General features: G+C 54.9%; 15 protein-coding genes. 4 read left to right on the top strand and 11 right to left on the bottom strand.

Annotation, left to right across the window (positions count from 1 at the left end; translation table 11 throughout):
* Window positions 1–45 precede the first annotated feature (45 nt).
* On the top strand, window positions 46–855 hold the full coding sequence (locus AURMO_RS02725) for a sugar phosphate isomerase/epimerase family protein (RefSeq protein ID WP_110233040.1): 810 nt from the start codon (window positions 46–48) through the stop codon (window positions 853–855).
* On the opposite strand, the gene prfB is transcribed toward AURMO_RS02725, so the two are convergent.
* Window positions 848–1,957, bottom strand: coding sequence for a peptide chain release factor 2 (gene prfB / locus AURMO_RS02720; RefSeq protein WP_110233039.1), 1,110 nt, complete (start codon window positions 1,955–1,957; stop codon window positions 848–850). The two genes, AURMO_RS02725 and prfB, sit on opposite strands and share 8 nt — an antisense overlap.
* A 49-nt stretch (window positions 1,958–2,006) precedes the next feature.
* Between prfB and AURMO_RS02715 the strand changes: the two genes are divergently transcribed.
* Window positions 2,007–3,263: an MFS transporter gene (locus tag AURMO_RS02715; protein ID WP_110233038.1), complete on the top strand. Its 1,257-nt coding sequence runs from the start codon at window positions 2,007–2,009 to the stop codon at window positions 3,261–3,263.
* On the opposite strand, the gene cydC is transcribed toward AURMO_RS02715, so the two are convergent.
* From cydC to AURMO_RS02685, 6 genes are all read right to left on the bottom strand, one after another.
* Window positions 3,264–4,949 (bottom strand): thiol reductant ABC exporter subunit CydC, encoded by a 1,686-nt coding sequence (gene cydC, locus AURMO_RS02710; protein WP_110233037.1) that lies wholly within the window; start codon window positions 4,947–4,949, stop codon window positions 3,264–3,266. It lies immediately after the preceding gene.
* Complete coding sequence (cydD, locus tag AURMO_RS02705; RefSeq protein WP_110233036.1) at window positions 4,946–6,709, bottom strand: thiol reductant ABC exporter subunit CydD; 1,764 nt, start codon at window positions 6,707–6,709, stop codon at window positions 4,946–4,948. The genes cydC and cydD overlap by 4 nt, the downstream gene beginning before the upstream one ends.
* A 10-nt stretch (window positions 6,710–6,719) precedes the next feature.
* Complete coding sequence (cydB, locus tag AURMO_RS02700) at window positions 6,720–7,724, bottom strand: cytochrome d ubiquinol oxidase subunit II (RefSeq protein WP_110233035.1); 1,005 nt, start codon at window positions 7,722–7,724, stop codon at window positions 6,720–6,722.
* 9 nt (window positions 7,725–7,733) lie between these two features.
* On the bottom strand, window positions 7,734–9,143 hold the full coding sequence (locus AURMO_RS02695; RefSeq protein WP_110233034.1) for a cytochrome ubiquinol oxidase subunit I: 1,410 nt from the start codon (window positions 9,141–9,143) through the stop codon (window positions 7,734–7,736).
* 224 nt (window positions 9,144–9,367) lie between these two features.
* The gene (locus AURMO_RS02690) at window positions 9,368–12,250 is read right to left on the bottom strand and encodes a UPF0182 family membrane protein (RefSeq protein WP_204163636.1); all 2,883 of its coding nucleotides are present in this window, start codon (window positions 12,248–12,250) and stop codon (window positions 9,368–9,370) included.
* A 33-nt stretch (window positions 12,251–12,283) separates the two neighbouring features.
* Window positions 12,284–13,453 (bottom strand): YlbL family protein, encoded by a 1,170-nt coding sequence (locus tag AURMO_RS02685; protein WP_239406855.1) that lies wholly within the window; start codon window positions 13,451–13,453, stop codon window positions 12,284–12,286.
* Window positions 13,454–13,624: 171 nt separating this feature from the next.
* On the opposite strand from AURMO_RS02685, the gene AURMO_RS02680 reads away from it, so the two are divergent.
* Window positions 13,625–14,983 carry a zinc-dependent metalloprotease gene (locus AURMO_RS02680; protein ID WP_110233033.1) on the top strand — a complete coding sequence of 453 codons (1,359 nt, stop codon included), beginning with the start codon at window positions 13,625–13,627 and terminating at the stop codon, window positions 14,981–14,983.
* A 775-nt stretch (window positions 14,984–15,758) separates the two neighbouring features.
* Here AURMO_RS02680 and AURMO_RS02670 read toward each other — a convergent pair.
* Together AURMO_RS02670 and nudC are read right to left on the bottom strand one after the other, a co-directional pair.
* Window positions 15,759–17,474, bottom strand: a complete 1,716-nt coding sequence (locus AURMO_RS02670; RefSeq protein ID WP_110233031.1) for an ATP-dependent helicase — start codon at window positions 17,472–17,474, stop codon at window positions 15,759–15,761.
* Entirely contained in the window at window positions 17,471–18,448 is a 978-nt protein-coding gene (gene nudC / locus AURMO_RS02665; RefSeq protein ID WP_110233030.1) for an NAD(+) diphosphatase, read from the bottom strand. Before nudC ends, AURMO_RS02670 begins: the two co-directional genes overlap by 4 nt.
* Window positions 18,449–18,531: 83 nt before the next feature.
* Between nudC and AURMO_RS02660 the strand changes: the two genes are divergently transcribed.
* Window positions 18,532–19,599 carry a phosphotransferase gene (locus AURMO_RS02660; RefSeq protein WP_110233029.1) on the top strand — a complete coding sequence of 356 codons (1,068 nt, stop codon included), beginning with the start codon at window positions 18,532–18,534 and terminating at the stop codon, window positions 19,597–19,599.
* Here the strand turns inward: AURMO_RS02660 and AURMO_RS02655 are convergent.
* Window positions 19,539–22,748 (bottom strand): ATP-dependent DNA helicase, encoded by a 3,210-nt coding sequence (locus tag AURMO_RS02655; protein ID WP_110233028.1) that lies wholly within the window; start codon window positions 22,746–22,748, stop codon window positions 19,539–19,541. The two genes, AURMO_RS02660 and AURMO_RS02655, sit on opposite strands and share 61 nt — an antisense overlap.
* Window positions 22,745–25,915 (bottom strand): UrvD/REP family ATP-dependent DNA helicase, encoded by a 3,171-nt coding sequence (locus AURMO_RS02650; RefSeq protein WP_110233027.1) that lies wholly within the window; start codon window positions 25,913–25,915, stop codon window positions 22,745–22,747. Before AURMO_RS02650 ends, AURMO_RS02655 begins: the two co-directional genes overlap by 4 nt.
* Window positions 25,916–25,976: the final 61 nt, after the last annotated feature.

Here is a 25,976-nt window from a genome sequence, read left to right as displayed (position 1 = left end):
ATAAACGCCCATTTCTCACTCAGCGACCCAACTAGGCTGGAACAAATGATTCAAGTTGGTATGAGCGCATCCTGCGTATATCCCCTGGCCTGTGAAGATGGCTTCCGTTTCGCGAACCTTGCCGGCTTCGACGGTGTCGAGGTGATGGTCACTCGTGAGCCCGTCACGCAGAGTGTGGACGGCATCAAAAAGCTCATCGACACCTACGAGATGCCCGTGCTCTCTATCCATGCACCTGTGCTCTTGCTGACTCACTTTGTGTGGGGGCGGGATCCTCAGATCAAACTTGAAAAGTCTGCCGAATTAGCAGCCAACGTCGGTGCGAGCACCGTTGTGGTTCACCCACCCTTCCGCTGGCAATCCACCTATGCCGAGAAATTCCTCGACATCGTGCGCCAAACCAGCGAAAACACGGGCATCACCATCGCCGTGGAGAACATGTTCCCCTGGAAGGTGCGCAACTCACAGATGCAGGCCTATGCGCCAGGCCCTGATCCTCGTGAGCTCGACTGCGATGCCATTACCCTGGATTTCTCTCACGCAGCATTGTCCGGTCATGACAGCCTTGAGCTCGCGCTCGAATATGGTGACCGCCTGCGTCACGTGCACCTCACCGATGGCTCAGCAGCTGCCGACGACAACCGCATCTTCGATGAGCACCTGCTCCCCGGCTATGGCAAACAGCCTGTTGCAGAAGTTCTTCAGCACTTAGCTGCCAAGGACTGGGATGGTCACGTCGTTGCCGAGGTCAATACACGCAAGGCAAAGACCGAAGAAGAGCGCTTAGCTCTGCTGGTGGAAACGTTGGAGTTTGCCCGACTTCACTTGGGGCAAAACGCGCCAGTTTCTAGCTAGTTTCTGCTGACTTTCTCCAGCGAATACCCGCAGCAATAAAGCCGTCGAGGTCACCGTCGAACACGTTCGAGGGGTTATTCACTTCGTATTCCGAACGCAGATCCTTGACCATTTGGTAGGGCGCTAGAACGTAGCTGCGCATCTGGTCTCCCCAGCTGGCTGTGATGTTTCCGGCGAGTTCTTTCTTCTTTGCGTTCTCTTCTTCGCGTTGCAACAACAGCAAACGCGAAGTGAGCACACGCATTGCCGCTGCGCGGTTTTGAATCTGGCTCTTCTCGTTCTGGCAGCTAACCACCAAACCGGTGGGAATGTGAGTGATGCGGACAGCAGAGTCGGTGGTGTTCACCGACTGGCCACCAGGACCACTGGATCGGAACACATCCACACGGATGTCGTTTTCTGGGATCTCAATGGCTGCTGACTCGGGCATGAGTGGCACTACTTCGACCGCAGCAAACGAGGTCTGACGCTTCCCCGCAGAGTTGAAGGGGCTCATGCGCACCAGACGGTGAGTTCCTGCCTCAACCGAAAGCGTTCCAAAAGCGTAGGGAGCATCCACTTCGAAGGTTGCAGACTTGATTCCTGCTTCTTCGGCATAGCTCGTGTCAAGGACGTTGACCTTGTAGTTGTGCTTTTCTGCCCAGCGCAGATACATGCGCAGCAGCATCTCAGCGAAGTCAGCTGCGTCCACGCCACCAGCACCGGAACGGATGGTGATCACGGCGGGATAGGAGTCATATTCACCGTTGAGCAGAGTCTGCACTTCGAGCTCGCCCAAGATGGCGGTGATGCTGAGCAATTCTGCTTCGGCTTCTTTGGCAGAGTCTTCATCGCCAGCTTCATTGGCTAGCTCAATGAGCACTTCGAGGTCGTCGAGACGGGCTTCAATGCTGTTGATTGTGGTGAGTTCTGCCTGGCGGTGGCTCAGTTCACTCGTCACTTTCTGAGCATTCGCGGTGTCATCCCAGAGATCAGGGGCTTCCGCTAATTCACTCAGGCGGGAAATCTCAGCGGTGAGGCGATCAACGTCGACGACAGCACGAATGTCCGCAAACGTGGAGCGCAGAGCACGAATCTGCTCGGAGAGATCAAGGTCAAGCATTGTGAGTCCAGCCTACCGGCGGGAGCTGGGGCGTAGGCTCGTACACGACATGAGCAACTCCAGCGCCCCCTTTCAACTGCGACAAGCGGCGCTTCCGGTCTACCTGCCAACGCTGCTCTTTACGGCTGGCGAAGCAGCCTTCATTCCAATCGTTCCGGTCATTGCCCAGAATGTGGGAGCCAACCTCGCCACAGCAGGTTTGGTAGCAGGAATGCTCACCCTCGGCATCGTCATTGGAGATATTCCCAGCGGGTGGATCATCGCTCGCATCGGCGAGCGGATGGCCATGCTGTGGTCAACCCTCATTGCTCTCATCGGTGGCGGGCTGGCTCTAGCCGCGACAAATCCGTTCATCTTGGGCCTCGGTATTTTCTTCATCGGCCTGGCCACGAGTGCGTTTGCCCTAGCGCGGCATGCCTTTTTGACCACGTTTGTGCCCTTTGAGTACCGAGCTCGGGCCCTGTCCACGCTCGGTGGCATGTTTAGAGCCGGCGCCGTGATGGGGCCTTTCCTCAGTGCCGCAGTGCTTGCTGTGACTCACACTCCCCTGGCTGCGTTCTGGATCATGGTTATCTTCACGCTGGGCACTGGTGCTGTCTTGTTGTTTATGCCAGACCCTGAGAAAACCTTTGGTCGAGCTGAACGCATGCGTGACTCCACAGGTCACCAGGTCACCTCAGGTGAGCTGGAAGTTGAGCAAGAGACCATCGGTCTCTTCTCCACCATCAAGAAGAATTGGCGCGTTCTTGCCCGTTTGGGCGGTGCATCTGCGCTGGTGATGGCGCTGCGCTCTGGCCGAACAGTGATCTTTCCTCTGTGGGCTGTGAGTATCGGAATCAAAGATTCTGACACGGCACTGATTATTGGCTTGGCCACCGCCATTGACTTCTTGCTCTTCTTCTCAAGCGGTCAAATTATGGATAAATGGGGGCGTTTGGCCTCGATTGTGCCGTCCATGATGGTGATGTCCTCTGCTCTTTTCGTTCTGTCCGTCTCGCATGATGTGAGCACGAATGTGTTCTGGTTCGTGGCTACAGCGTTCTTGTTTGCCGTGGGAAATGGCATCGGCTCAGGAATCTTGCTCACCTTGGCGTCAGACCTCGCCGATAAACGAAACCCTGCACCTTTCCTTGGAGCATGGAGATTTATCACCGACTCCGGTGCTGCACTTGCCCCGATGGGAATTGCAGCCATCACTGCTGCGCTCTCTCTGGCTCTTGCATCTGCGATTACTGGAGTTGCTGGCCTCGTGGGAGTCATCATGATGTTGATCTACGTGCCACGCTTCTTGCCTCGAAACAAGTAGCTAATTCAGAGTCAGTTTTGATGTCACTAATGTGTCGGGGACAGGAACGTGAGAAATCACAATGACTGCGCGGTGAGCTGATTTACTTGCCTCTAGCACGTCCCGCATGAGTGCATCGGCTTGACCAGGATCAACATTGGCTGTGGGCTCGTCCAAAATGAGAACCGGGAAATCATGCAGCAGTGCGCGCGCTAAACCTAGACGCTGCGCTTGGCCACCAGATACCAAAGCTCCCTTTTCACCAACCTGTGCGTCTAATCCCCCACGCTGGGTAACCCACTCTGATAAGCCCACACGGTTCAAGGCGCTCATGAGTTCTTGGTCATTCGCAGTGGGGTGTGCAAAGAGCAAATTTTGACGGATGGACTGAGAGAACATGTGAGGTGATTGTTCAACCAATCCCACGTATTGCCGCACTTGTTCTACTGAGAGTGAGCGAACATCAACACCGTTGATCGCATACTGGCCAGAATGATCAAGGAATCGAACCAGCACGTGGGCAAGCGTCGTCTTTCCCGAACCGCTGTGGCCTTCCACCAGCAAGCATTCTCCAGCGCGAAGAGTGAAAGAGAGGGGATGAAGGGCCGGAGAGCCTGCCCCTGGCCAGGACGCCGACACACCAGATAACTCGAGCGAGTCAAAGCTTCCCAGGTTTGCCATCGGCAGTGACATGTGTTCGCGTGGGATTTCTGAAGGAATTGTTTCTGGAGTCACCTCAGCAACTCGTGTTGCACTGGTTTTCACAGCTCGCCAGACGCCCAAAGCTTGAGGCAAAGTTTGGAAAACCTCGAAGACGGCCATCGGAACTAGCACAACGATGGCTAAATAGGGGCCGCTGAAGACACCCCAGCCCAGACCCGGTGTTTCATTGGCATCTGCGGGAAATACAAGATGTGGAACGCTGATCCACAGAGCAATGAGTGTTGCCAGACCCGCAATCAGCGAAAGTAAAGCCGCGACAGCCCCCGATGAGACCGCTCGACGAAGTTGAACATCTCTGAGCTCACGATCTGCTCGAGCAACATCTTTCATGCGACCATCCAAAGCCCCAAATGCTGAAAGCACATCAAGTCGTGACACGACATCCATCACGGTGTCATCCAGCTGAGCTCTCACACCGGCTAATGCCCGGTCTGATCCTGAGGCGAGCATCGATTGAAGCACAGTCCCCACAAGACCGGCGAAGACGAGAGCGATGAGCAGTGCGAACCCAGCTGGTGGCAAAATCATCCAGACCGCAATCACGCTTCCTAGGCTCACCACTAGTGCGATCACAACAGGCTGAATAACTCGAAGCGGGAGATCTTGGAGTTGATCAACATCTGCCACGAGACGTGAAAGAAGATCTCCACGACGAGTTCTCGCTAACCCGTCGGGCGCTAACGGAACTAATCGGCGATACATCGCCACTCGCAATGTTGAGAGTGAGCGGAATGCAGCATCGTGGCTTGATAGCCGTTCTACATATCTGAATGAGGCTCGAGCGAGCGCAAAGAATCGAACCCCCACAATGGCCATATTCAAATACATAATCGGGGGCATATCGCCGGCACGAGTGATCAACCAAGAGGAGACGGCTAGCAAAGAGACAGCTGCTCCTGCAGAGAAAATGCCAAAAATAACTCCTGGCGCAAATTTACTCAACGGAGGTTGAGCTAAACGGAGAACTTCCTTCACCCCACTCATGAGCTCACCTCCTCAGATACAGGATTGAGCTGACAAATCGCGTCTGCGGCAGCAATGACTGCAGGCCGGTGACTGACCACAATTACGGTGTGACCGCTCCCGGCAAAGGTGCGCATTCCTTCAACAACACGCTTTTCTGTTGCTGAATCCAAAGCCGAGGTGGGCTCATCTAATACAAGAATGGGCGTGTTGTGAGTCAATGCTCGGAAATACGCACGTGCTAAAGACACTCGTTGAGCTTGACCTCCAGAAAGCCCAGTCCCTGCCACCCCCAGCACAAGTTCACGGTCTAAGTCTTCGACTGCTGCAAGTTCACAAGCTTGTTGCACCAGGTTTGAGTCGATTTTCCCCTTGGATCCCAAGGTGATGTTCTCGAAGATAGACCCAGCGACAAGACTGGCGGATTGGGGGGCCCAGGCAATTTCTGCCCGGGCAACACCACTACCAGTGAAGAATGTGTCGCCCCACCCGATATCTCCTCGAACAGGTACAAACCCCATGAGGGCATTCACCAACGTGCTCTTGCCTACCCCACTCGGCCCCACCACTGCGGTGATGGCGCCAGGTAAGAACTCTGAAGTCAGGTTGTCCAAAATTTGTCGGTCTCCCAGGCGAACACTGAGTCCCCTCACCGTAAAGGCAGGACCTTGGTTGAGTTGGGTCGCGGTTGTGGGTCCCGAAAGAGTAACCATGAACTCTCGACCGTTTGCACTGAGTTCGCGATCATCACGGCGGATTCCATTATCAACAATGGCCGAATCTAAAGAGCCCTGAGCTCGAGGAGTGTGCACAGATTTTTGATCTGCCGAGTCCAGGATGTCGAAGACATCATCAGCCGCCGCGACACCTTCCGCTGCTGCATGGAATTGAGCACCAACGTTTCGAATGGGCAGATACGCCTCAGGAGTGAGCAAGAGCGCAAATAAACCCACGGAGAGGGCAAGACTTCCATCAATCAATCGAATGCCGATAGAGACGGCAACAAGTGCGACCGATAACGAAGCAATTAATTCCAGGGTGAACCCAGAGAGGAAGGAAATCCTCAGCACTTTCATCGTGCGCTTACGGTAGTCCTCTGTCAGCGACTCAATGTGTTCAGACTGTCGCTGGGCACGACCAAAGATCTTGAGGGTTGAGAGTCCCTCGACAACATCGAGGAATCCTGAAGACAGAGTGGTCAATTGGCGCCATTGTTGGGCCTGAACACTCCTGGTTGCCCAGCCAATCAGAATCATGAAAAGCGGGATAAGTGGCAACGTGATGAGTACAGTCAGCCCCGTACCAAAATCAGAGCTGAACAGAACGACCAACAGAACCGGTGTTGCTAACCCCGTCAGTATCAGCTGGGGCAAATACCTAGAAAAATAAGGGTCCATTGCCTCGAGGCCGCGACCGATGATGGTCGTGAGCTGGGCAGAGTTGTGTGTTGCCATCCACTGAGGCCCAAGTTTGGCTATTGCAGCCACCACACGCAAACGCAGCTGAGATTTGGCCTTCGCCGCTCCGCGGGTGGCGGCAAGATCCATCAACCACAACACCACAGCACGGACAGCCACAGACGCCAAGATGAGTTGAAAAGAGGGAATCAACTCGTGAAGGGACTTTCCAGAGACAGCACCGCTAATTCCCTGTGCGACGCCCCACGCAAATCCAATTGTGGTGGCCACCTGCGCGAGCGCGAGAAAGGCGCCGGCGACGAGGAAGAACCTCGCCGCCGACGCGTATCTCAATAACCGGGGATCTACCGGTCCAGTAGCCATAGGCGAAAGCCTAGTGAGCTGCCGCCAGAACACTCTGACGTGTCACGCGCTTGCGGAAAACCCAGTAGGTCCAGCCTTGGTAAACCAACACGACGGGCATGAAGATTAAGGCGGTCCACGTCATCACCGTGAGCGTGTAATCCGAAGACGACGCATTCTCAATGGTGAGGCTGTAGGCAGGGTTATTTGATGCAGGCATCACGTCAGGGAACAGTGCAAGGAACAAGCTCAACACCGCAGTTGCAACCGTGACTGACATGAATGCGAAGGACCAGCCTTCACGTCCACGCAGGTTAAGCAAGTAGGCAGTAATCAGTGCCAGAGCCGCAATAACAGCGACAGCGCCTGAAAGTACCGATCCAAAGGCAATCGTGGTCCACACCAAGAAGGTGGCAGCAACCACAATCGTGACGAGGCCTGACTTGATGGCCAGCTTGCGTGCTCGCTCTTTGAGCTCACCCTCTGTCTTCAACGTGATGAACACAACTCCGTGGGTAAAGAACAAGACGAGAGTAGTGATTCCGCCCAGGAGGGCATAGGGGTTGAGCAGTGGCAAGAGACCACCGGTGTAAATGTGGTTTTCACTCAGTGCCACACCTTGAACGATGTTGGCAAAAGCAACACCCCACAGCAGTGCGGGCAACGCTGATCCGACGATGATCATTCCGTCGAACCACTTCTTCCACTTGGACTCAGGGTTCTTATGGCGGTATTCGAATGAAACACCACGAACGATGAGCGCAAGGAGAATCAGCAACAGTGCGAGGTAGAAGCCACTGAAGAGTGTTGCGTACCACTCAGGAAAAGCAGCAAACAAGCTGGCACCTGCAACGATGACCCAGGTCTCGTTGAGGTCCCATACGGGACCAATGGTGTTGATGAGGACACGACGATCCGTGTCATCCTTCCCTAAGAAGGGCAGAGACATTCCTACGCCAAAGTCGAAGCCATCTAGTACGAAATACCCAATGAAGAGGAATCCAACGATAAAGAACCAAAGGTATGCGAGATCCATCGTGTCCTCCTAGTAGACAGTTCCGACGAGGACGGGCTGCTCTTCATCAGAGCCATCCACCTTCGTCATCTCAACGGGAGCAGGACCCTTTTGGGCTGCCTTGAGGAAGAGTTTGGCTTCAACAACAGCCAGCACTCCATAGATAGCCGTAAAGGCCACGAGAGAGATCAGTACTTCAAGTCCTGTGACTCCAGGTGAAACGCCGTCTTCGGTCTTGAGAAGTCCAAAGACAATCCAAGGTTGACGACCCATCTCGGTGAAAATCCACCCGACAGTCATTGCGAGAAGTGGCAGTGGCCAGCTCCACGTGGCTGCCTTCCAAGCCCACTTGCCAGGGTTGCGGTTTCCGCGAGTCATCCAGAGGCCAACAACAGCGACAAAAGCAGCAAGTGCTCCGAGGCCAATCATCCAACGGAAGGACCAGTAGGCCACCCAGATCAGTGGTGCATAGTCACCAGGGCCGTAGGCAGCTGTGTATGCAGCCTGGAGGTCGTTGATGCCTTCAACCTCACCGGTGAAGGTGTGGGTGGACAAGAATGACAAGAGTCCGGGAACGCGTACCGACCAGATTTCAGATGAACCGTCTGGAGTTCCGATTGAGAACACCGAGAAGGACGCATTTGCAGAGGTTGTGTAGAGAGCTTCTGCAGCTGCCATCTTCATTGGTTGTGCTTCGACCATGGCAAGGCCGAGCGAGTCACCAGAGATGAACATCATGATGCCTGAACCCAATAATGCCCAGAGTCCAAATTTCAATGCAGGACGCATGGTGTCGATGTTCTGGTTTCGTGAAAGGTGCCAAGCAGAGGTAGAGACAATGATTGCTGCAGCAACCATGATCGATCCCAGAATGGTGTGCGGGAATTGGTTTGTTGCGATGGGGTTAGCCAAGACTGCAACAATGTCGACGAGTTCTGCGCGCCCTTTTTCTGCATTCATTTCAAAGCCAACTGGGTTCTGCATGAAAGCATTAGCGGCCAAGATGAAGTACGCAGATAGAACCGTACCCACCCAGGTGAGCCAAATCGTTGCGAGATGGAGACCTCGTGGAAGTTTGTCCCAACCAAAAATCCACAATCCGATGAAGGTAGCTTCGAAGAAGAAGGCCATCAATCCTTCAAACGCAAGTGGTGCACCAAAAATGTCGCCAACAAATCGTGAGTAATCAGACCAATTCATACCGAACTGGAATTCTTGAACGATTCCCGTTACGACGCCCATAGCGAAGTTGATGAGGAATAAGTTTCCAAAAAAACGGGTCAACTGCAGGTAGTGCACTTTGTTGGTGCGATACCACGCGGTTTGGAACAGAGCTACTGAGAGCGCCATACCAATCGTGATGGGCACGAACAAGAAGTGGTAGACCGTAGTCAAACCAAACTGCCAACGTGCCAAAGCTAACGGGTCAAGCCATTCCATGGCTGCCTCCAAGGCGTCTCATTTACAATTACCGCACCGCGAAGCTGTCGCGATGATGAGTTCTACGCCTTTGTGGGTTTAGAACCCATACTTTGACGCTACGCCTCAAATGGAGCAATTTTGGTATTTTTATTCCATTGAGCGGTATTTGCTCTCAGGAAACTCTCAGATAAGGCTAGCCTTACCTAAACTCGTGATACCTAAATCCTTATAAATAAAGGGATTTACTGGTTTGAGGCGGCGAGGGCTTTGGTCAGAGCTTCCGTCAATGCTGCATCCGCCACGCCGTAGGCAGCCCAGTCACCAGCTATGCGAGCTGCTTCACGGTCGGCGAGCGCTGCCTTAGCTGCTTGGAGCGCCTGGTTTAGCGTGCTGTTGGTCGACGGAGTGTTTCCGCCATTGTCAGCAGCTGGGTCAGGCTCTGGAGCTTCTGCTCCCCCGTTTGTGGGGTCATCCACGCCAGCGTTACCGCCAAAGAGTGCATCCAGCGCCAATGGCAGGGTGTCTTCGAAGGCAATCTTGTCACCGAAGGCAACCAGGATCTTCTTCAGCAGTGGGTAACTGGTATTACCGGTGGATTGCACATACACCGGCTGGACGTAGAGCAGACCGCCACCGACGGGCAGAGTAAGCAAGTTACCCTTCAGCACGTTGGTTGAGCCTTGCGACAGAAGGTTGAGTTCCTTGGAAACGGCAGGGTCAGCGTTGAAGTTGTTCTGAACCTGTCCTGGACCTGGAACGGTGACATCCTTCGGCAGGGTCAACAAACGTAGCTTGCCATAATCGGCAGAGCGCTTGCCCTTCTCAGCACCTGCATCCGCATCGGCTACGAGGTAACCGGTGAGCACGTTACGGCTGGAGGTTCCCGAAGCCTTCGGAATGAAGGTGGAGTAGATGGAGTAGGCAGGCGTCTCTGCTCCGGGCACCTTCATCGTCAGGTAATAGGGCGACTGATACTTGGTGGTGTCTGTCGCAGCGGTGGGATCGTTGGGAGTAACCCACGCGTCATCGCTGGAGTAGAACGAACCAGCATCGGTCACGTGGTACTGGCCCAGGATCGAGCGCTGTGCCTTGAACAAATCGGTGGGGTAACGAACGTGGCTCATCAACTCTGCCGACATCTCGCTCATGGGCTTGATGTTGGATGGGTAAATCTTCTGCCAGGTCTTCAAGACGGCGTCGTTTTCATCCCAGGTGTAGAGGGTGACAGAACCGTCATAGGCATCCACTGTTGCCTTGACCGAGTTACGGATGTAGTTGACGTTATCCAGTGTGAACGCATTCGATGCTTCAGGCTGGTCGCTGATCACCGAGGAGAGTGACTCCACCTTTGAGTAGGGGTAGTTCTCACTGGTTGTGTAGGCATCAATGACCCACAGAACCTTGCCATCCACCACGGTGGGGTATGGGTCCGAGTCGAGGGTCAGGTAGGGAGCTACCTTCTTGACGCGCTCAAGTGGGTTGCGGCTGTAGATGATCTGAGAATCATTGGTGACCGCGTCCGAAAGAAGAATCTCTTCACTTTGGAACTTCAGTGCGTAGACGAGACGGTTGAAGATGTTGTCCAGCTTGGGTCCACCATTACCTGCGAAGGTCGTGTAGACCTGCTCGTTTTGCTCACCCGAGGCGGGGTAGTCCAACTCAACAGGCTTGGTTTTGGTAGTTCCACCGACGATGGAATACACGGGTGATTTCTCACCAAAGTAAATTCGGGGTTCAAATTTACCGAGTTGGCCCGAGGAAGGAATTCCTGCTTCGAGGAAGACAGGCTGACCATCGGCTGAACGCTCAGTTCCATAGGCAGAGACCATGCCGTAACCGTGGGTGTACACCAGTGTGTTGTTGTACCAACTCTGCGAAGAACCAATACCTGCCTGATTGAGTTCACGTACCGCAACGACCGAATCTTGGCTCTTACCGTCGATGTTGTATCGATCCACATCGAGTTCCTCTGGGAAAGAGTAGTACTGCTTGAACTGCTCAAGCTGAGCAAAAGATGCGCTCACGAGAGCAGGGTCAATGATGCGGATGCTGGCAGTGGTCTCAGCATCTGCACGAAGAGCACCTGCAGTGGCATCTGTGGTGGCGTTGTAAGGAATTTCTTCCACATCAGAGATGCCATAAGCCTCACGAGTGAGGTCAATATTGCGGGCAATGTAAGGCTCTTCCAAGCTGCGCTCAGAAGGGTCAACAATGAAACGCTGCATAACCCAGGGGTATCCCATGGTCAGGATGAGACCTGCCACAACGAGCATTGCGGTACCCACCAGAGGAAGGCGCCAACGGCCAGTGAAGGCGGTGACGATAAACAGCAGAGCAACCAAGATCGCAATGACAGAGAGAATCTGGAGACCGGGGATGGTTGCGTTGACATCGGTATAACCGGCGCCCGTGATCAAACCTTTGTCGCTCGTCATCGTGGCAAATTGATCAAGCCAGATGCTGACTGCCTGAAGGGCAATGTAGATAGCTGCGATCACAGCCAGCTGAATTCGTGCGGCCTTCGCCACACGAAGCTCACGCTTAGCTACGGCAATGGAGCCATAGACATAGTTGGTGATCAGTGCGGCAAGACCCGAGAGCAACACAATGGCTGAGAACAATGCAACAGCGGCCTGATAGAAGGGCAAGTTGAACAGATAGAACGAAATGTCCATGTTGAACTGTGGATCGGTTTGACCACTGGACACACTGTTGAAAGAGAGCATGGCCAACTGCCAACGGGTCGCCGTTGACAAACCTGCAAAGACACCGAGCAGTGCGGGTACACCCCAGGTGAGAAGTTTCCGAAGCGGCTCAATTACGTCCTGGTAGCGATCAAGCTGTGAGTTCAGGCGCGCATATACCGGACGGCGACGATACGCGATCTGGATAGAGAGCCAAACTGGAACCGCCATGGCAATGAAGCCGGCCACAAAGAAGCCTGCTGCGGCATACCACTGGGTAGTGAGCACGTTGAGGTAGCCCAGCTGCTTGTACCAGAGCACATCCGCATAGACACTCGCGAAGGCAAAGAATGCGATGAGAAGAACAACCAACACACCAATGGTGATGGCGAGCGGTCTTCTAGTTCCCAGGCGACCAGGGGTAGGTGTTGCATTACTCACAATTGACCTCTATCAATGACGGTTGGTTCGGGACTAATTCTGACACGTTGCGAGCATGCCCATTTTGGCATTCATCGCCTCTGATTTTTCGCCGTGCATTTCCACAAAAGACAACACATTAAGTGCATCGTTGAGGGTTTCCACGGAATACACCTGCAGCCCTGCGGGCACATGTCCCACGACTTCATCACAGTTACCTGCGGGGGCAAGGAAGTAGGTAGCTCCTGCCTTTTTGGCACCATAAAGCTTCTGTTGAATACCACCAATGGGGCCGACGTTGCCCTGTGCATCAATCGTTCCCGTGCCAGCGAAGTGATTGCCGTCGGTGATGTCCTGCGGAGTGAGCTTGTCAATGATGCCAAGAGCAAACATCATTCCTGCACTGGGACCGCCCACATCATCGAGACGGATAGAGACGTCGAAGGGGAAGTCATACTTCGACTTCGCGCCGATACCGAGCACGATGTTGCCATTCACATCCATTGGTGTGACTTGGGCTTCTTGTGCCACACCCTTGCGGGTGAAGCTCACAATTCCTGGGGTGGACGTTCCATTGGCTTTGAGCAGTTCACGCAATTGAGGAACACTCTCCACAGCAGTGCCATTGAAAGCTGTAATGACGTCGCCGAGCGAAAGCACTGACTTGGCAGGTGAATCATCAGTGAATCCCAGTACTTCCACGCCTACAACTACGTCATAGCCCAAATTTGTGAGAGCGGCTGCAATAGCGTCCTGCTGGGAATCAACCATCTGAGCTGTGTTGGCCGCTTCACGCTCTTCTGTTGATTCTTGCTTGGGGAAAATCGCCTCAAGAGGCACGACGGCTTTAGAGGGATCGAACCAGGCAGTTGCAACTTCCAACCAGGATGGAGTCTGCTCGGGATTACCCAGCACAGAAACAGTGAGCAGATCCAATTCACCTGTCGTGGGGAAAGATTCCGTCCCCTCGATAGTGATCAGCGGAATCTTGTCTTTTTTGGTGTCATCCTCGGGGTCTGGAACCGAAACTGTGCCCAAGGTGTCGAACCAGGGACCTGGCTGCTCAATGACGTAGGCAGAAGGAACAGCAGCCAACCCGACTGCCAGAACAAGTGAACCAACTAAGAGTGTCACACCAAGTGTGCGCTTGCGTTGTGCCTTGGTTTGAGGGGCCTTCCGGTGCCCCTCGGGCAGTCCTTGCTCATCTGCACGGAACAGTGTCACGTCAGTGCTCACCTTTCTCACGTGCTCGAGTCTTACGTCTAGATAAGAGTGTCAGGTGTTGCTGGGTATTTCCCGCATGTTCGCGCCCAGCGCACGTGTTTTTCACCGGTATTCAGAGGAAATACATAACCCCAGGGTTTAGCGTTGATGTACCGACACAAAGGAAAGCACATGGCGGACGAGAACGATCGCACTCCCGAGGATGAATTCCGCGACATGATTCGCGACATTCTCTCCGGTAAAGAGGGCGTGGACGCCAGTCAGCTTGCTGCAGCCGCAGGGCTACCTAACGATCCTGCGAGCTTGGCCAACATCATGCGCCAGTTCCAGGCAGCCATGAATGCCAGTACTTCTGGTGAGGGAATCAACTGGAATATGTCGATGGAACAGGCCAAGTCGTTGGCTCTGTCCACCGTGAAGCCGGTCACTGCGATTCAACGTGCCGAAATTGACCAGGCATTCCACGTGGCCAATCTGTGGCTTGCTGAAGCAACCTCTATCTCTGAACTGTCCAGCACCCCTGCCCTGATTTCACGCTTGGAGTGGATTGAGCAGACCATGCCGCTGTGGACTCAATTAGCAGAACCTGTAGCCAACAGCATTTCTGCAGCTCTGACGAGCGTGCTCACCGATCAAGCCCCCGAAGAAATGAAGGGCATGATTGCCGGGGCTTCTCAGCTGATGAAGCAAATTGGTGGAACCCTCTTTGCCATGCAGCTGGGCCAGGTCGTGGGTCAACTCTCCACCGAGGTTGTCTCTGGTGGTGATGTGGGTATTCCCCTCCTCGATGAAGGCCATGCTGCACTGCTCCCCCAGAACATGGATGAATTCGGTGCAGGACTGGATATCCCCATGGACCAAGTTCACCTCTACCTGGCTGTCCGCGAGCTCGCCCATGCACGCCTGTTCCGCCACGCACGCTGGCTTCGCTTGAATCTTATTTCTGCAATTCAGGACTTTGCTCGCGGTATCAGCATCGATCTGTCTCGCGTGGAAGATATTGCCGGAAACTTTGATCCTCAGAACCCCGATGAACTCAAGGAAGCACTCTCCAGCGGTGCACTGATTCCGCCCAAGTCGGAAGAACAGCTTGCAGCTCTGGGCCGTCTCGAGACTCAACTAGCCCTCATCGAGGGCTGGGTGGATGTCGTTACTGGTGCCGCCACAACCAGACTCCCCCGAGCCAGCGCGTTGGCGGAGACCGTGCGTCGACGCCGCGCTTCGGGCGGTCCGGCAGAGTCTGCCTTTGCCACCCTGGTTGGCCTGGAACTGCGCCCACGTCGACTGCGTGAAGCCACCAGCCTGTGGCAGCAAGTTACGGATGCTGTCGGTGCCGATGCTCGCGATGACCTCTGGTCACACCCTGACATGATGCCCACGGCAGAAGACTTGGATAACCCTGCTGCACTCATTGCCAAGCTGGAAGCAACTGCTCGCGGTGAAGTTGCTGAGCAGGACGATATGGACCGTGCTTTGGCTGATTTGTTGGATGGAAACATCCCACCTGTGGATGAATCTGAACAGGATTAGCGTTTATGCAGCATTCTTCGCTGCATGTACAAAATCAGTTCTGACCTTCCCCTTGTTTGGCGCACACCCACCTCACTGCAAATTGGGATAGATCATCCTCGGGTGGTGATCCCGAAAATCTTTCCCGGTGAGGAAAGATTGCTTTCTGCACTACGTGCGGGGATTTCTGACGCGTCGTTGGCTGCCGTGGCAGAGGAATGTGGTCTCACCCCGGCCGAAACGTCAGCATTCATGTCCGCACTTGCCCCAGCCTTCATGACACAACCACCTTCGCAGAGTTGGCGGATTGCCCTTGATGGCACGGGTCCACTTGTGGACACACTCGGCCTATTACTTATCGCTGCGGGTCATCGAGTGATCCGAGCAAGTTCAGCAGTGGCAGGCAAAACAGACCTTGCCATCATCGTCGGTGACTTTGCCCTCGAACCTCACCGCCCAGGTGGCTGGCTTTCCCGAGACATTCCCCATCTCCCCGTTGTGTTCAGTGATGAATCTGTGCGCATCGGACCTCTTCTGGGAAGTCGAGTAAGCAATGATTCCGACCTTGAGCACTACCCCTGCGAGCAGTGCATCGAGCTGACGCATCGAGATCAAGACGAGTGCTGGGTTGCCATGATGAGTCAACTTGTGAGCACTCCGGCACTGAGCCAAACACCACTGGTCAATGCAGAAATCTCGGCACTGATTGCTCGCTGGATTCAATCACCAGCTTCACACCCGATTACCCACAACACAGCAGTCAGAATTGATGCTCTCAGTGGTGGGAAAGAAGAGGTTACTTTCGCCCTGCATCCTGATTGTGCATGCCAAGCTCTGCCACGAAACGTGAGCGTTCTCGGTTCGTCGCACGGCCAGTACCTTGCTGCGCCCACGACAAGGAGAGTTGCTTCCTCGCACGCGTAATGGCGACATAAAGCAGCCTGCGCTCTTCAGCTATTGCTTCCAGATTCTGGGCATAGCTAATCGGGAACAAGCCTTCACTCAGGCCAATGACGTGCACCGAATCCCACTCCAAACCTTTAGCAGAGTGAACTGATGCCAAGGTCACGGCATGCATGGTTGGCTCGTGGCGTGCCGCCTGACGAGCCAACAGTTCATCGGTGAAGGCACGGAAACTTGTTCCTTCGGGAGCTTCATCTGCCATCACCATGAGGGCATTTAATGCTTCCCACTTTGAGCGTGCTGCTCCGGTGGTCTGGGGAGCTTCCTGGCTCCACCCCACCGAGCGCAGCACATCACTCACGGACTTGAACAGGGGTTCACCGGATACGGAAACAGAAGCACCGCGCAGTGCCATGATGGCTTGCTTAACCTCGGGCAGGTCATAGAAGCGCTTTGCCCCATAAATCGTGGTACTCACGCCCACATCAGAGAGCGCCTGTTCAAGAGCAACCGCCTGCACATTGATGCGATAAAGCACGGCAATGTTCTCGGGCAAGGTGCCGGAAGCAATTTCAGCCGCGATCTTGGTTGCCACTGCACGAGCCTCAGCGCCGTCATTGGGATAGGCCGTGACCTGGGGTGCTGGACCTTCTGGCGTTGCCGCCGTCAGGGTTAGCGCACCTGGACGGCCCCGCATTAGCGCGTTCGCGGCAGAAACAATCGGTGCCGTCGAACGATAGTTCGTCTCCAACTTCACCACATGAGCATCGGGAAAGGTCGACCCAAATGAGAGTAGGTAATCACTGGTTGCGCCGGTGAAGGAGTAAATAGTCTGACTCGCATCTCCCACCACACAGAGATCTCGGTGGTCTCCTAACCAGAGGTCAAGCAGGTGGTGTTGTAGCGGCGAAACGTCCTGATATTCGTCAACAACGAAGAAGCGGTAACGCTCACGCACTTCCATCGCTGCAGCGGCTTCTGATTCCAGCAGACCAGCTGTGAGCAGAAGAACATCTTCCATGTCGATCTGTCCACGAGCATCTTTGAGGTCCTCGTAGCCATTCATCACAGCCAACACATCCGCAACGGCAAGGTTTCCAGGCATGGCCCGGGCATAGGCGCGCTTTTCATAGCTCGACAGGCTCAAATTGCTGGTCTTGCGCCATTCCACCTCAGAGGCGAGATCGCGCAGCGTGGCCGTGTCCAGCTTCAAACCCATTTGCGTGGCTACTTCAGCGAGAGGCCTGGACTTGGATTCGAAAATCTTGGGCGTCTCTCCGCCGACAAACATCGGCCAAAAGTGACCTAATTGGCGAAGTGCTGCAGCGTGGAAAGTCTGTGCCTGCACAGGACCTGCACCAAGGTGACGCAGACGCGTGCGCATCTCTCCGGCAGCACGATTAGTGAAGGTCAGCGCAAGAACTCGGTCCGGTGAATATGTTCCCGTGGCAATGCCATAGGCAATGCGGTGGGTAATGGCACGCGTCTTACCCGTTCCAGCGCCAGCTAGAACACAAATGGGGCCACGCAGCTCCTCGGCAACGGTGCGCTGATCGTCATCGAGCCCAGCGAGCAGTTCTTCCGGTGTTGCGGAGATGATCTCGCTCACGCGATTCGCCCATTCCACGCGTCATCTTGATCCAGGCTCTCCCCCAGCCACTCTTCGATGAGAGCGCGAGCAATGGAGACCTTCCCGGGCAGAACAATGTCATTCAAGCTGGCCTTGAGCTCATCACGCGTGAACCACCGCAGTGTGAGGATCTCTTCCCCATCGGCAACATGGTTCTCGGGATCAAACCCAGCAGCAACCGTTGCCCTGAATCCGAGCATGAGGGACTGCGGGAATGGCCAGGGCTGTGATCCCAGATAAACCGGGTTCACCACGACAACACCTGATTCTTCGAAGACTTCACGAATGACCGCGGCTTCGAGTGATTCACCTGGCTCCACATATCCAGCCAAGAGTGAGAAACGATTGCTTTCCCACATCGCATTGTTGCCCAGAAGCAATCGATCCTGATCGTCAGTGACGAGCACAATCACAGCAGGGTCAGTTCGGGGGAACATCTGCGCAGTGTCGTCATCTTCCAGATGACGAACCCATCCGGCTTGCCCGGCAACAGTCTTCTCACCGGAAACGGGAGAGTGCGTGTGGGAACGGTGCCAGTTGGCTAAGGCAAGAGCTTGGGTGAACAAACCCGCATCACGGTCGGAGAGTTCGTGTCCGAGGACTCGAAGGTCACCCCAGTGTGAACCGTCTGGTCCCAGCACAGCTGCAACGTCAGCATTCACTGTCACGGCGAGGAACGGAGTTCCTACTGCTTCGCTGGGGGCATCAGAGGTGCTGATGCCCAGGAAAACGATTTCTTGTGATTCGGGAGTGCATACTGCGTTGAGTTGTTCCCAGGTGAGCGTCACAAGAGAGCGGTTATCAATCAGAGCTTTGCCCTGGTGCAAGACAATGACGCGAGTGCGGGCATCTGCAGCGAGTTCGTCCAGTAATCCTGGACGCGTGCGCAGATCTGCTCGTCGATCGGTGGCATGACGCGACAACGTGAGCCGTTGTGTGAATTCGTCAGTCATTGCACTCGTTCTGGGGTATCAGTAGGGCATTGGATGCGTGGCGTTGAGAGCCACAAGCGCATCCGCGAATTAGCCTGTATTTCATGGCCAGATCTCATATCACTCTAGCGGCGTTGGCTACAGCGGCAGTGCCCGGTTTTGACCCCGTTCAAGCCCAGGCTTTCTCCACCGGAATGCACGGTGACTTCTTTGCTGCCATCGTCACCGACGCTACTGGCCGCGAGCTCATTGTTCGCGTTCCGAACTCTGCAGAGGCAGAAGCACAGCTCGGTGCTGAGAAGTATGCACTCGAGACGATGACCGCAGGTATTCGTTCACGCCTCAGCTTTGACGTTCCCACTTTGGTCGGCCGCGCACCCATTGGTAAAACCTTTGGACTTGTCTTTGAGTTCCTGCACGGTCACCAGCTTTCTCTTGCAGATTTCACCGTTGAGTCTGGACTGGCAACCTCGATCGGAACTTCGATTGCTTCCATCCACTCGCTTCCCACTCACTTCGTCTCTGACGCTGGTCTCCCCTTCTTCAGCGCCCAGGACATTCAGCGCCAAACTCGCGAACTAGTAGCCAAAGCTAAGGGGACAGCTCTGCTTCCCGCTGCGCTCTCAGCTCGCTGGCAAGAAGCCGTCGATGACAACTCGTTGTGGCTGTTTGACCCCACCGTTATTCACGGATCTCTCGGAGCTGACTCATTCATTGCCGGAACCGATTCTGTTTCTGGTGTTCTGGGCTGGGCAGCACTGCGTGTGGGAGACCCTGCTGCAGATATGCACTGGATTATCAATGCACCGCTTGACTCTCAAGATGCAGCATTTGCTGCCTATGGTGACTCTCGCCACTCACTGGTTGATCCCAAGCTGCGTCAACGTGCAACTCTGTATTCCGAGCTAGAAGTGGCTCGTTGGCTTCTTCACGGTGTGGACCAGAAGAGTCCTGAGATTGTTGATGACGCTATCGACATGCTTGATCGCCTGGTCGACAGTGTTCACCAGGAAAACACCAACGCCATTGGCACTGACACTGCACCCGTGTTGACTGTGACGGAAGTTGTTGAGCTCCTGGATGAAACTCCTGGTGATGCAGCAGGCGGTCGTTACCGCGGCATGGAGCCTGTTACGGACGACCAGCGTTCTTCCAACTCACTCTCTGAGTAAATTCGCTCTGGCCTGATCACCTTGTCTTCGGCAACGAAGTAGAAGGCGGCGTCAATGTTCTCTGCAGGAACTCCTGACCAGCGGGCATAGGCCAGTCGATAGAGAGCGAGCTGGAACTGCTTGAGTTCCAGGTCAGCAGCATCCTTGGGCGCTTTGCCTGTCTTCCAGTCCACGATTTCAAATCTCTGCCCGTCGGAACCCTCTACTTCATAGATGGCATCGATCTTGCAGATGATGATGGAGTTTCCGAACGGAACGTTCACCTCTAATTCGACGGCAACAGGTTTGCGTGTTGCCCACTGGCTTCGCTCGAAGGTTTCTTTCAAACTGCGGAGGGTCTGTTCATCAGCGGAGACAAGTGAGTCCGCTTCGACACCATCGAGTTCATCCGGATGAGCATCAACAAGGTCAATGTGACTGGAAACAGTCGAGCGTTCTTCCACCCAGGAGTGGAAGAGGGTTCCTAGTGCTGTGGCACGGAAAGGGCGCTCAGGCAGAGGTCTGCGCAATGATTTCGCTACAGCTTGAGGATCGTCGATGAAGTCTTTGAATCTCGATGCAGGAATACGCTCTGGCAGCGGAATATCAGCATCTGCAATATTCCTCTTGTCACGCTCGGTGAGCAGAAGTTCAATCTCCGAATCCCAGGGTGTGGGGGTGGCAGGGTTCGCCACATAAACCGCCTCGGCAGCGCGAGTCACAACATCACGGCGGGAACCCAGAGGATCCAATGGCCAGGTGACCGTCTCCTCATCGTCCCCCAGAGGATTTGCTTCATTTTCAGGAGCTTCAGGAAGCTCGTGACCAAAGATTCCGGCAGCAGCCAGCTCCTGCACGAAGATGCCAGGAGGTCGTGGGGTGACTTGTGTGGCCCAGAAAGAAGCCGAAAGTAGTAACGAGTGCTTGGCTCTGGTCAGCGCAACATAGGCCAATCTGCGCTGTTCATCGTCATAACGAACTCGAACCTCTTCGACGAAAGCGTCATAGCTCTCTCCCAGCTCAACCTGGGTCGTTGCAGAGCGCCAGTTGAATACCGGAAGGTGCATCGCATCACCACGGAAAGGGAAAGGCAACCGACCAAAACCAACCCAGTTCTCGGCACGAGTGCGATTGCCAGGAAGTTCGTCCTTGACCATGCGTGGAATGGCCACCACGTCCCACTCCAGGCCTTTTGCGCCGTGAATAGTCATGATCTGGACTGTTCCCGGCTCAGCAGGAGCTGATTGCGGACTGAGGCGTTCACGACGTTCTGCTTCTTTGAGCCAGCTGAGGAATCCACCGAGTGTGGCCCTGTCTTCACCGTCGACATAGGCACTCAGCGGTTCCATAAATGCTTCGAGGCTAGAAAGGGCAGTTGCCGCAGACTCGTTCGCTACTGCTTCGATATCGAGGAGTAATTCTTGTTGCACAATGGTGACCAGCTCACGCAAGTCGACACCTACGCGGCGACGCAACCGAGCAATCTGCTCCCCGGCGTGCTTGAGGCGGGTTCGGCCGGTCGCAGAAAGTTTCTCGAGTACGGAGTGTGACTCTGGCGCACTGACGACAAAGTCCAGGGCGTCAACTAGAGAAGCGCCATCTTCGGAAACAACAGAATTACGAAGTGCAGTGCGAACTTCGTCAGTGAGGCGCTGTTGACGGTGATCGCGCTCACTCATCCACTTCGAGATCTCACTCAACCCCACGATGTCTTTAGGTGCTATTGCCCAGCGTGCACCGGTGAGCAAACGAACCAGCTCGGAATCTGCGGTGGCATCGTGAAGCACGCGAAGCGTGCAGACAAGGTCAACGATGACAGGTTCATCGAGTAATCCCCCAAGCCCGACCACGTGATACGGAACCCCGTACTCATCCAGTGCCCGTTTGAATGGCTCGATGCCTTTGAGGGAGCGACAAAGCATCGCAGAGGTGGTCTCCTCATTGATACGTGCCTTCAGCCACTGGGCAACAGCATCAGCTTCGTCGTAGATGGTCTCGGTGACGCTCAGTTCAACCTCACCCTGCGTTGCATCAGGTTTCGCCCGCAACTGTTCAACCGGTACCTGCGTCTTGGCGGTCAGCGGGGTGACCAACACGTTTGCAGCTGCAAGGACGCCCACAGGGTTTCGCCAACTTGTCGACAGTGAATAGGTTCTGGTGTTCTCAACATCTGCACCAAAGGCGGCACCAAACTGTTCGATGTTGTCTGCCGAGGCTCCACGCCAACCATAAATGGACTGGTGCGGGTCGCCCACCGCCATCACGGGAGTCTGCGCAAACAGCATGCTCAGCAGCTTGGTCTGAACAACAGAGGTGTCTTGATATTCATCAAGAAGGACAACTTTGAATTGGCTGCGGAAATCTGCGACAACGCTGTCAAAGCGGTGACAGATTTCCAACGCCAATGCGACCTGGTCACTGTATTCGATCAGGCCTTGGCGGCGTTTGGCCTCTGAAAATTGAATCGCTAGGTCGACCAGAACGGGAAGGGTTGTTCCCACTTCGCGCGCCTTGACCCAGGCATCAACAGCCGCACTCTTGCGGCTACCGGGGACATCCAGAGGCATGTTGACGGTGTGCTCATCGAGAGATCGAGCAAAAGACACAATCTCTGCCGGATCAGCCACATTGTCAGCGATGGCGCGAGATAACCGCAGGATGGCTTCGGTGAGCACATCCAGGCTCTTGTCGAGATCGGAAAGGACCTCCCCGGTTCCTTCCCGGGCAATCGAACGCGCCAACTGCCACGCAGCTGCCTCCCCAAGAACAGTGGCATCAGGGTCGCGGCCAATGAGCACCGCATACTGCGAGTAGATCCGGTTGGCGAAGGAGTTGTAGGTCGTCACGGTCGCTTGATCAAGCTCGTCCATGTCGAGGGGAACGATCTTCTCAGCGACCAGCTTGGCCACACGCTTGCGGATACGTTCTCCAAGTTCACCAGCTGCCTTGCGGGTGAAGGTCATGCCGAGGATCTCGTTGATGTTGACCTTGCCATTGGCGATGAGCCACACCACACGATTCGCCATGGTTTCGGTCTTGCCACTACCAGCACCAGCAATAACTAGGGCTGGCTCGAGTGGCGCCTCGATGATGGCCTGCTGTTCTTCAGTAGGAGGGAGCTGCCCTAAACGCTCGGCCAGCTCGAGAGCACTGATCTGGAATTCACTCATGATGCCGACACCGCCGGTGAGGTGTGAATACGGAATTCGTATCTGGTGTGGGGCTTGCCGCGTTCTTCTTCAATCACGATGGGGGCAGTGAATTCATTCCCCGCCATGCCTTCGGCAGCGTTCTCAATTCGCTCACGGATGGTGTGCAGTTCAGTGTCGTCGTAGGGTTTTTGTTCCATGGCCTTATAGAGCTTGCCCTTGGTGCCGTTGGTGACATAAATCAGCTTGGCTCCGCCATTACGTGCACCTTCAGGGACCTCCTTGAGAGCACCCTCCGTCAACGCGAGCTGATAACAGGCGAGCTGGGCATGCTCGGGCAGGTCTTTCACACGAGGTTCGTATTTGCCAGTCTTCAGGTCCACAATGACGACCTGACCCACAGCATCTTGTTCAATGCGGTCGATATACCCGCGCAGAGTGGCGTTACCGAGTTCCAGGGTGAACCCACCTTCGGTAGCGAGGAGGGTCTTGCCGTCATTTTTGAAGTTCTGCAAGTATTCGGACACGGCTGCCACCATCTTGCGGACACGTCGCTTCTCGCCTGTGCTGAGCCATTCGGCATCAAAGGAAAGTTCATGCCAACGTTCATCCACGGCCGCCCAGAGAGAATCGGCATCGATGGGTTGGCCCTCAGCGCTGGCATCTTCCATCACCTTGTGCACGATGGTGCCAATACCCTGGGCGGAACTCGAGGTTCTTCCTACGACGGATTCAATAAACCATGCCAGTTGGTTCTTTTCCCACGTATCGAGCTTGGAGGGGGAAACAGATACCGAGTTTCCCTCCACGCTCAAATCAACAAGTGGCGCACTGGTGGAAGGCTCTCGCAAACCATACCAATCTGTGGGTGCTGCTCCAGGAATTTCTTCCGCCGAAAGCTTGGCCAGGGCTGTAGCCAACTGAGCACTGCGGTCAGATGACTCACCCCGGCGTAAAGAGAGCGTCAGTGCGCGACGCAGGGAACCGACCAGTCCACGAAGAGTTAATGGATATTCACTGAGTCCATTGCGCTCAGAGTTCTGAGCTTCCTCAGGATCAACACCCAGAACCGATTCAACTCTGCGCAGGAATGGCGAGGGAAGGGTGTCATCGTTTGCCGTTGCGGTCAGAATGACAGATTGTTTCGCCCTGGAGAGAGCCAGCGCAAACATGCGTAGTTCATCATCGAGCACTTCTTTGCGGGACGCTGCAAAGTCAATCTCTACTCCCACAGAGTCCCCTAGGAGATCTTGGGCATGGAGCAAAGAACCTCGTGGGCGAAGGTTAGGCCATAGGTTCTCTTGAACAGCGGCAATAGCCACCACATCAAACTCGGTACCGATCAATGCCGACGGCGTACACACCAAAACAGCATCAGCCTGAGCCTGCGGCGCCAGGGTGTCTTCAGGAACATCAGCTTCGAGAAGTTCAGCAATATATTCAGCAGCGGGGCGGTCGGGATATCGTTCGACGTAGCGTTTTGCTGAGGTGAATAACGCCATCACGCCGTCGAGATTGCGATTGGCATCGTCGGCGATGAGTCCGGCACTGAGTGCTTCAGTGCCCCAGGTTTTGGCCAGACCACTGCGTTCCCACGTGGTCCACAGCAACTCTTCAATGGAGTTTCCTTCAGAAATCTCAGTCCGAAGCATCTGCAGAGTCTCTGCAAAGCGTGCAGCACGGCGAGCGGGGGCGAAGTCGAGAGTAACCAGATCTGCAGGTTGTTCAAGAGCTGCGATGAGGAGTTCTTCACCGGTGCGCACTCCTCCGGCAGCCAGCTCGTCGTGACGCAAGGCCAAACGAAGTCTTCTGAGATCCAACACCGTGAGGCCCACCATGGGCGAAGTGAGCAAATCAGTGGCGACATTGGAGGTGAGTTCCATTCGCCCCATCGCCACTGCAATTGCTGCAATCAAATCAAGTGCCGCAGGGTGTTCCTTTAACGAACGCTCAGACAACAAGGTCCTGGTGGGAACTTCAGCAACAGCTAACGCCCTGGCGACCTGGGGCACGAGTGAGCTGGTACGCACGACAACTGCCATCTGGGACCACGCTATAGAACCCAAGATGTGGTGTTCACGCAATTGGCGAGCAATAGCAGTGGTTTCAGCTACTCGTGAGCTTCGTTCAAGGACTTGCACCGGAGAGGAAACAGCATCTTCAACGACAGAGAGTGCTTTACGCTGTGCACCGGCCTCAGCAGAGCCCATCTCGGTCATCTTGCTCACGGCAGAACGAATCTGAGGACCGTGACGGTAGACACTGTCCAGAACAAAAGACTTCACAAGATCTGTTGAGATACCGAGTTCAACGGCGAATCGTCCCAAGAAGTTGGGCACTGCACCACGGAACGTGGTTGAGGTGATGTCAGGATCACCAAAAACGACGACAGGAACACCACGGCGGGCAAAAGCCTGCAGCATGCGCACAGCACCGTAGGTGAGCTCCTGCGCATCGTCGACGAGAACGAGCTCCACATTCGGCATCACAGCTGAATTGGCGAGCGCGTTGGCTCCAATGGCCAAGATTTCAGAAGAATCAAAGGATTCTGTTCTAAATCCCGCAATAACTTCGCGGTATTCACTCCAGAACTGAGAAGCGGCGACCCATTCAGGATGTTCGCGCGTCTCCCCCTGAGAACGCAGGTCGACAGGAGTCCAGCCCCTCTCCGTGCTGCGAGCAAATAGATCACGTAATTCACTGCGGAATGCACGGCGCTGTCGAACCTCAGCTACAAGTGGGTCTGGCCACGCGGGACCAGTGCCATCTTCAATATGCCCAAGGAGCAATTCAGCAAAAATGCTGTCCTGTTCACTACCGGTCAGCATTCGAGGTGGTGCTTGTCCTGTGGCCAGGGCGTGCTCTTGGGCAAGAGCAAAGGCAAGAGATCCCGGGGTTCGAGCGAGAGCACCATTTGTTGCAATGCCTAACCTCAAGCCAAGAGAGTTCCTCAGGCGGCTAGCAGCAACACGGTTGGGGCTGAGCACAACGATGTTGTCGGGGTTGCTCCCTCCAGCTACGCGCGCAGCAACAAATTGGGTGAGCAGAGCTGTCTTACCAGTGCCCGGAGCCCCCAGTACGACAGCTGAATCACCGACTGGGAGAGCGAGAACCTGAGCCTGAGATGCATCGGGAACAAATGGGCGCACGGGTGCGATTTCACGCTGAACAAACCCCGTTTGAGCCACATCCCTAAGCTACTGGGAACCACGGACACTCCCGGCGTAAACAAGCCGAAGTAGCGCGATT

Origin of the sequence: Aurantimicrobium photophilum, from assembly GCF_003194085.1 — a bacterium.
In the GTDB taxonomy this organism is placed as follows: Bacteria; Actinomycetota; Actinomycetes; order Actinomycetales; family Microbacteriaceae; genus Aurantimicrobium; species Aurantimicrobium photophilum.
This window is presented reverse-complemented; position numbering and strand designations above follow the sequence as displayed.

Excerpts from the sequence above, each read along its gene's own strand:
- AURMO_RS02715 (WP_110233038.1), top strand. The coding sequence starts at position 2,007 with ATGAGCAACTCCAGCGCCCCCTTTCAACTGCGACAAGCGGCGCTTCCG.
- cydC (WP_110233037.1), bottom strand. The coding sequence starts at position 4,949 with ATGAGTGGGGTGAAGGAAGTTCTCCGTTTAGCTCAACCTCCGTTGAGT.
- cydD (WP_110233036.1), bottom strand. The coding sequence starts at position 6,709 with ATGGCTACTGGACCGGTAGATCCCCGGTTATTGAGATACGCGTCGGCG.
- AURMO_RS02725 (WP_110233040.1), top strand. The coding sequence starts at position 46 with ATGATTCAAGTTGGTATGAGCGCATCCTGCGTATATCCCCTGGCCTGT.
- AURMO_RS02680 (WP_110233033.1), top strand. The coding sequence starts at position 13,625 with ATGGCGGACGAGAACGATCGCACTCCCGAGGATGAATTCCGCGACATG.
- AURMO_RS02655 (WP_110233028.1), bottom strand. The coding sequence starts at position 22,748 with ATGAGTGAATTCCAGATCAGTGCTCTCGAGCTGGCCGAGCGTTTAGGG.
- AURMO_RS02660 (WP_110233029.1), top strand. The coding sequence starts at position 18,532 with ATGGCCAGATCTCATATCACTCTAGCGGCGTTGGCTACAGCGGCAGTG.
- AURMO_RS02695 (WP_110233034.1), bottom strand. The coding sequence starts at position 9,143 with ATGGAATGGCTTGACCCGTTAGCTTTGGCACGTTGGCAGTTTGGTTTG.
- nudC (WP_110233030.1), bottom strand. The coding sequence starts at position 18,448 with ATGACTGACGAATTCACACAACGGCTCACGTTGTCGCGTCATGCCACC.
- cydB (WP_110233035.1), bottom strand. The coding sequence starts at position 7,724 with ATGGATCTCGCATACCTTTGGTTCTTTATCGTTGGATTCCTCTTCATT.
- prfB (WP_110233039.1), bottom strand. The coding sequence starts at position 1,957 with ATGCTTGACCTTGATCTCTCCGAGCAGATTCGTGCTCTGCGCTCCACG.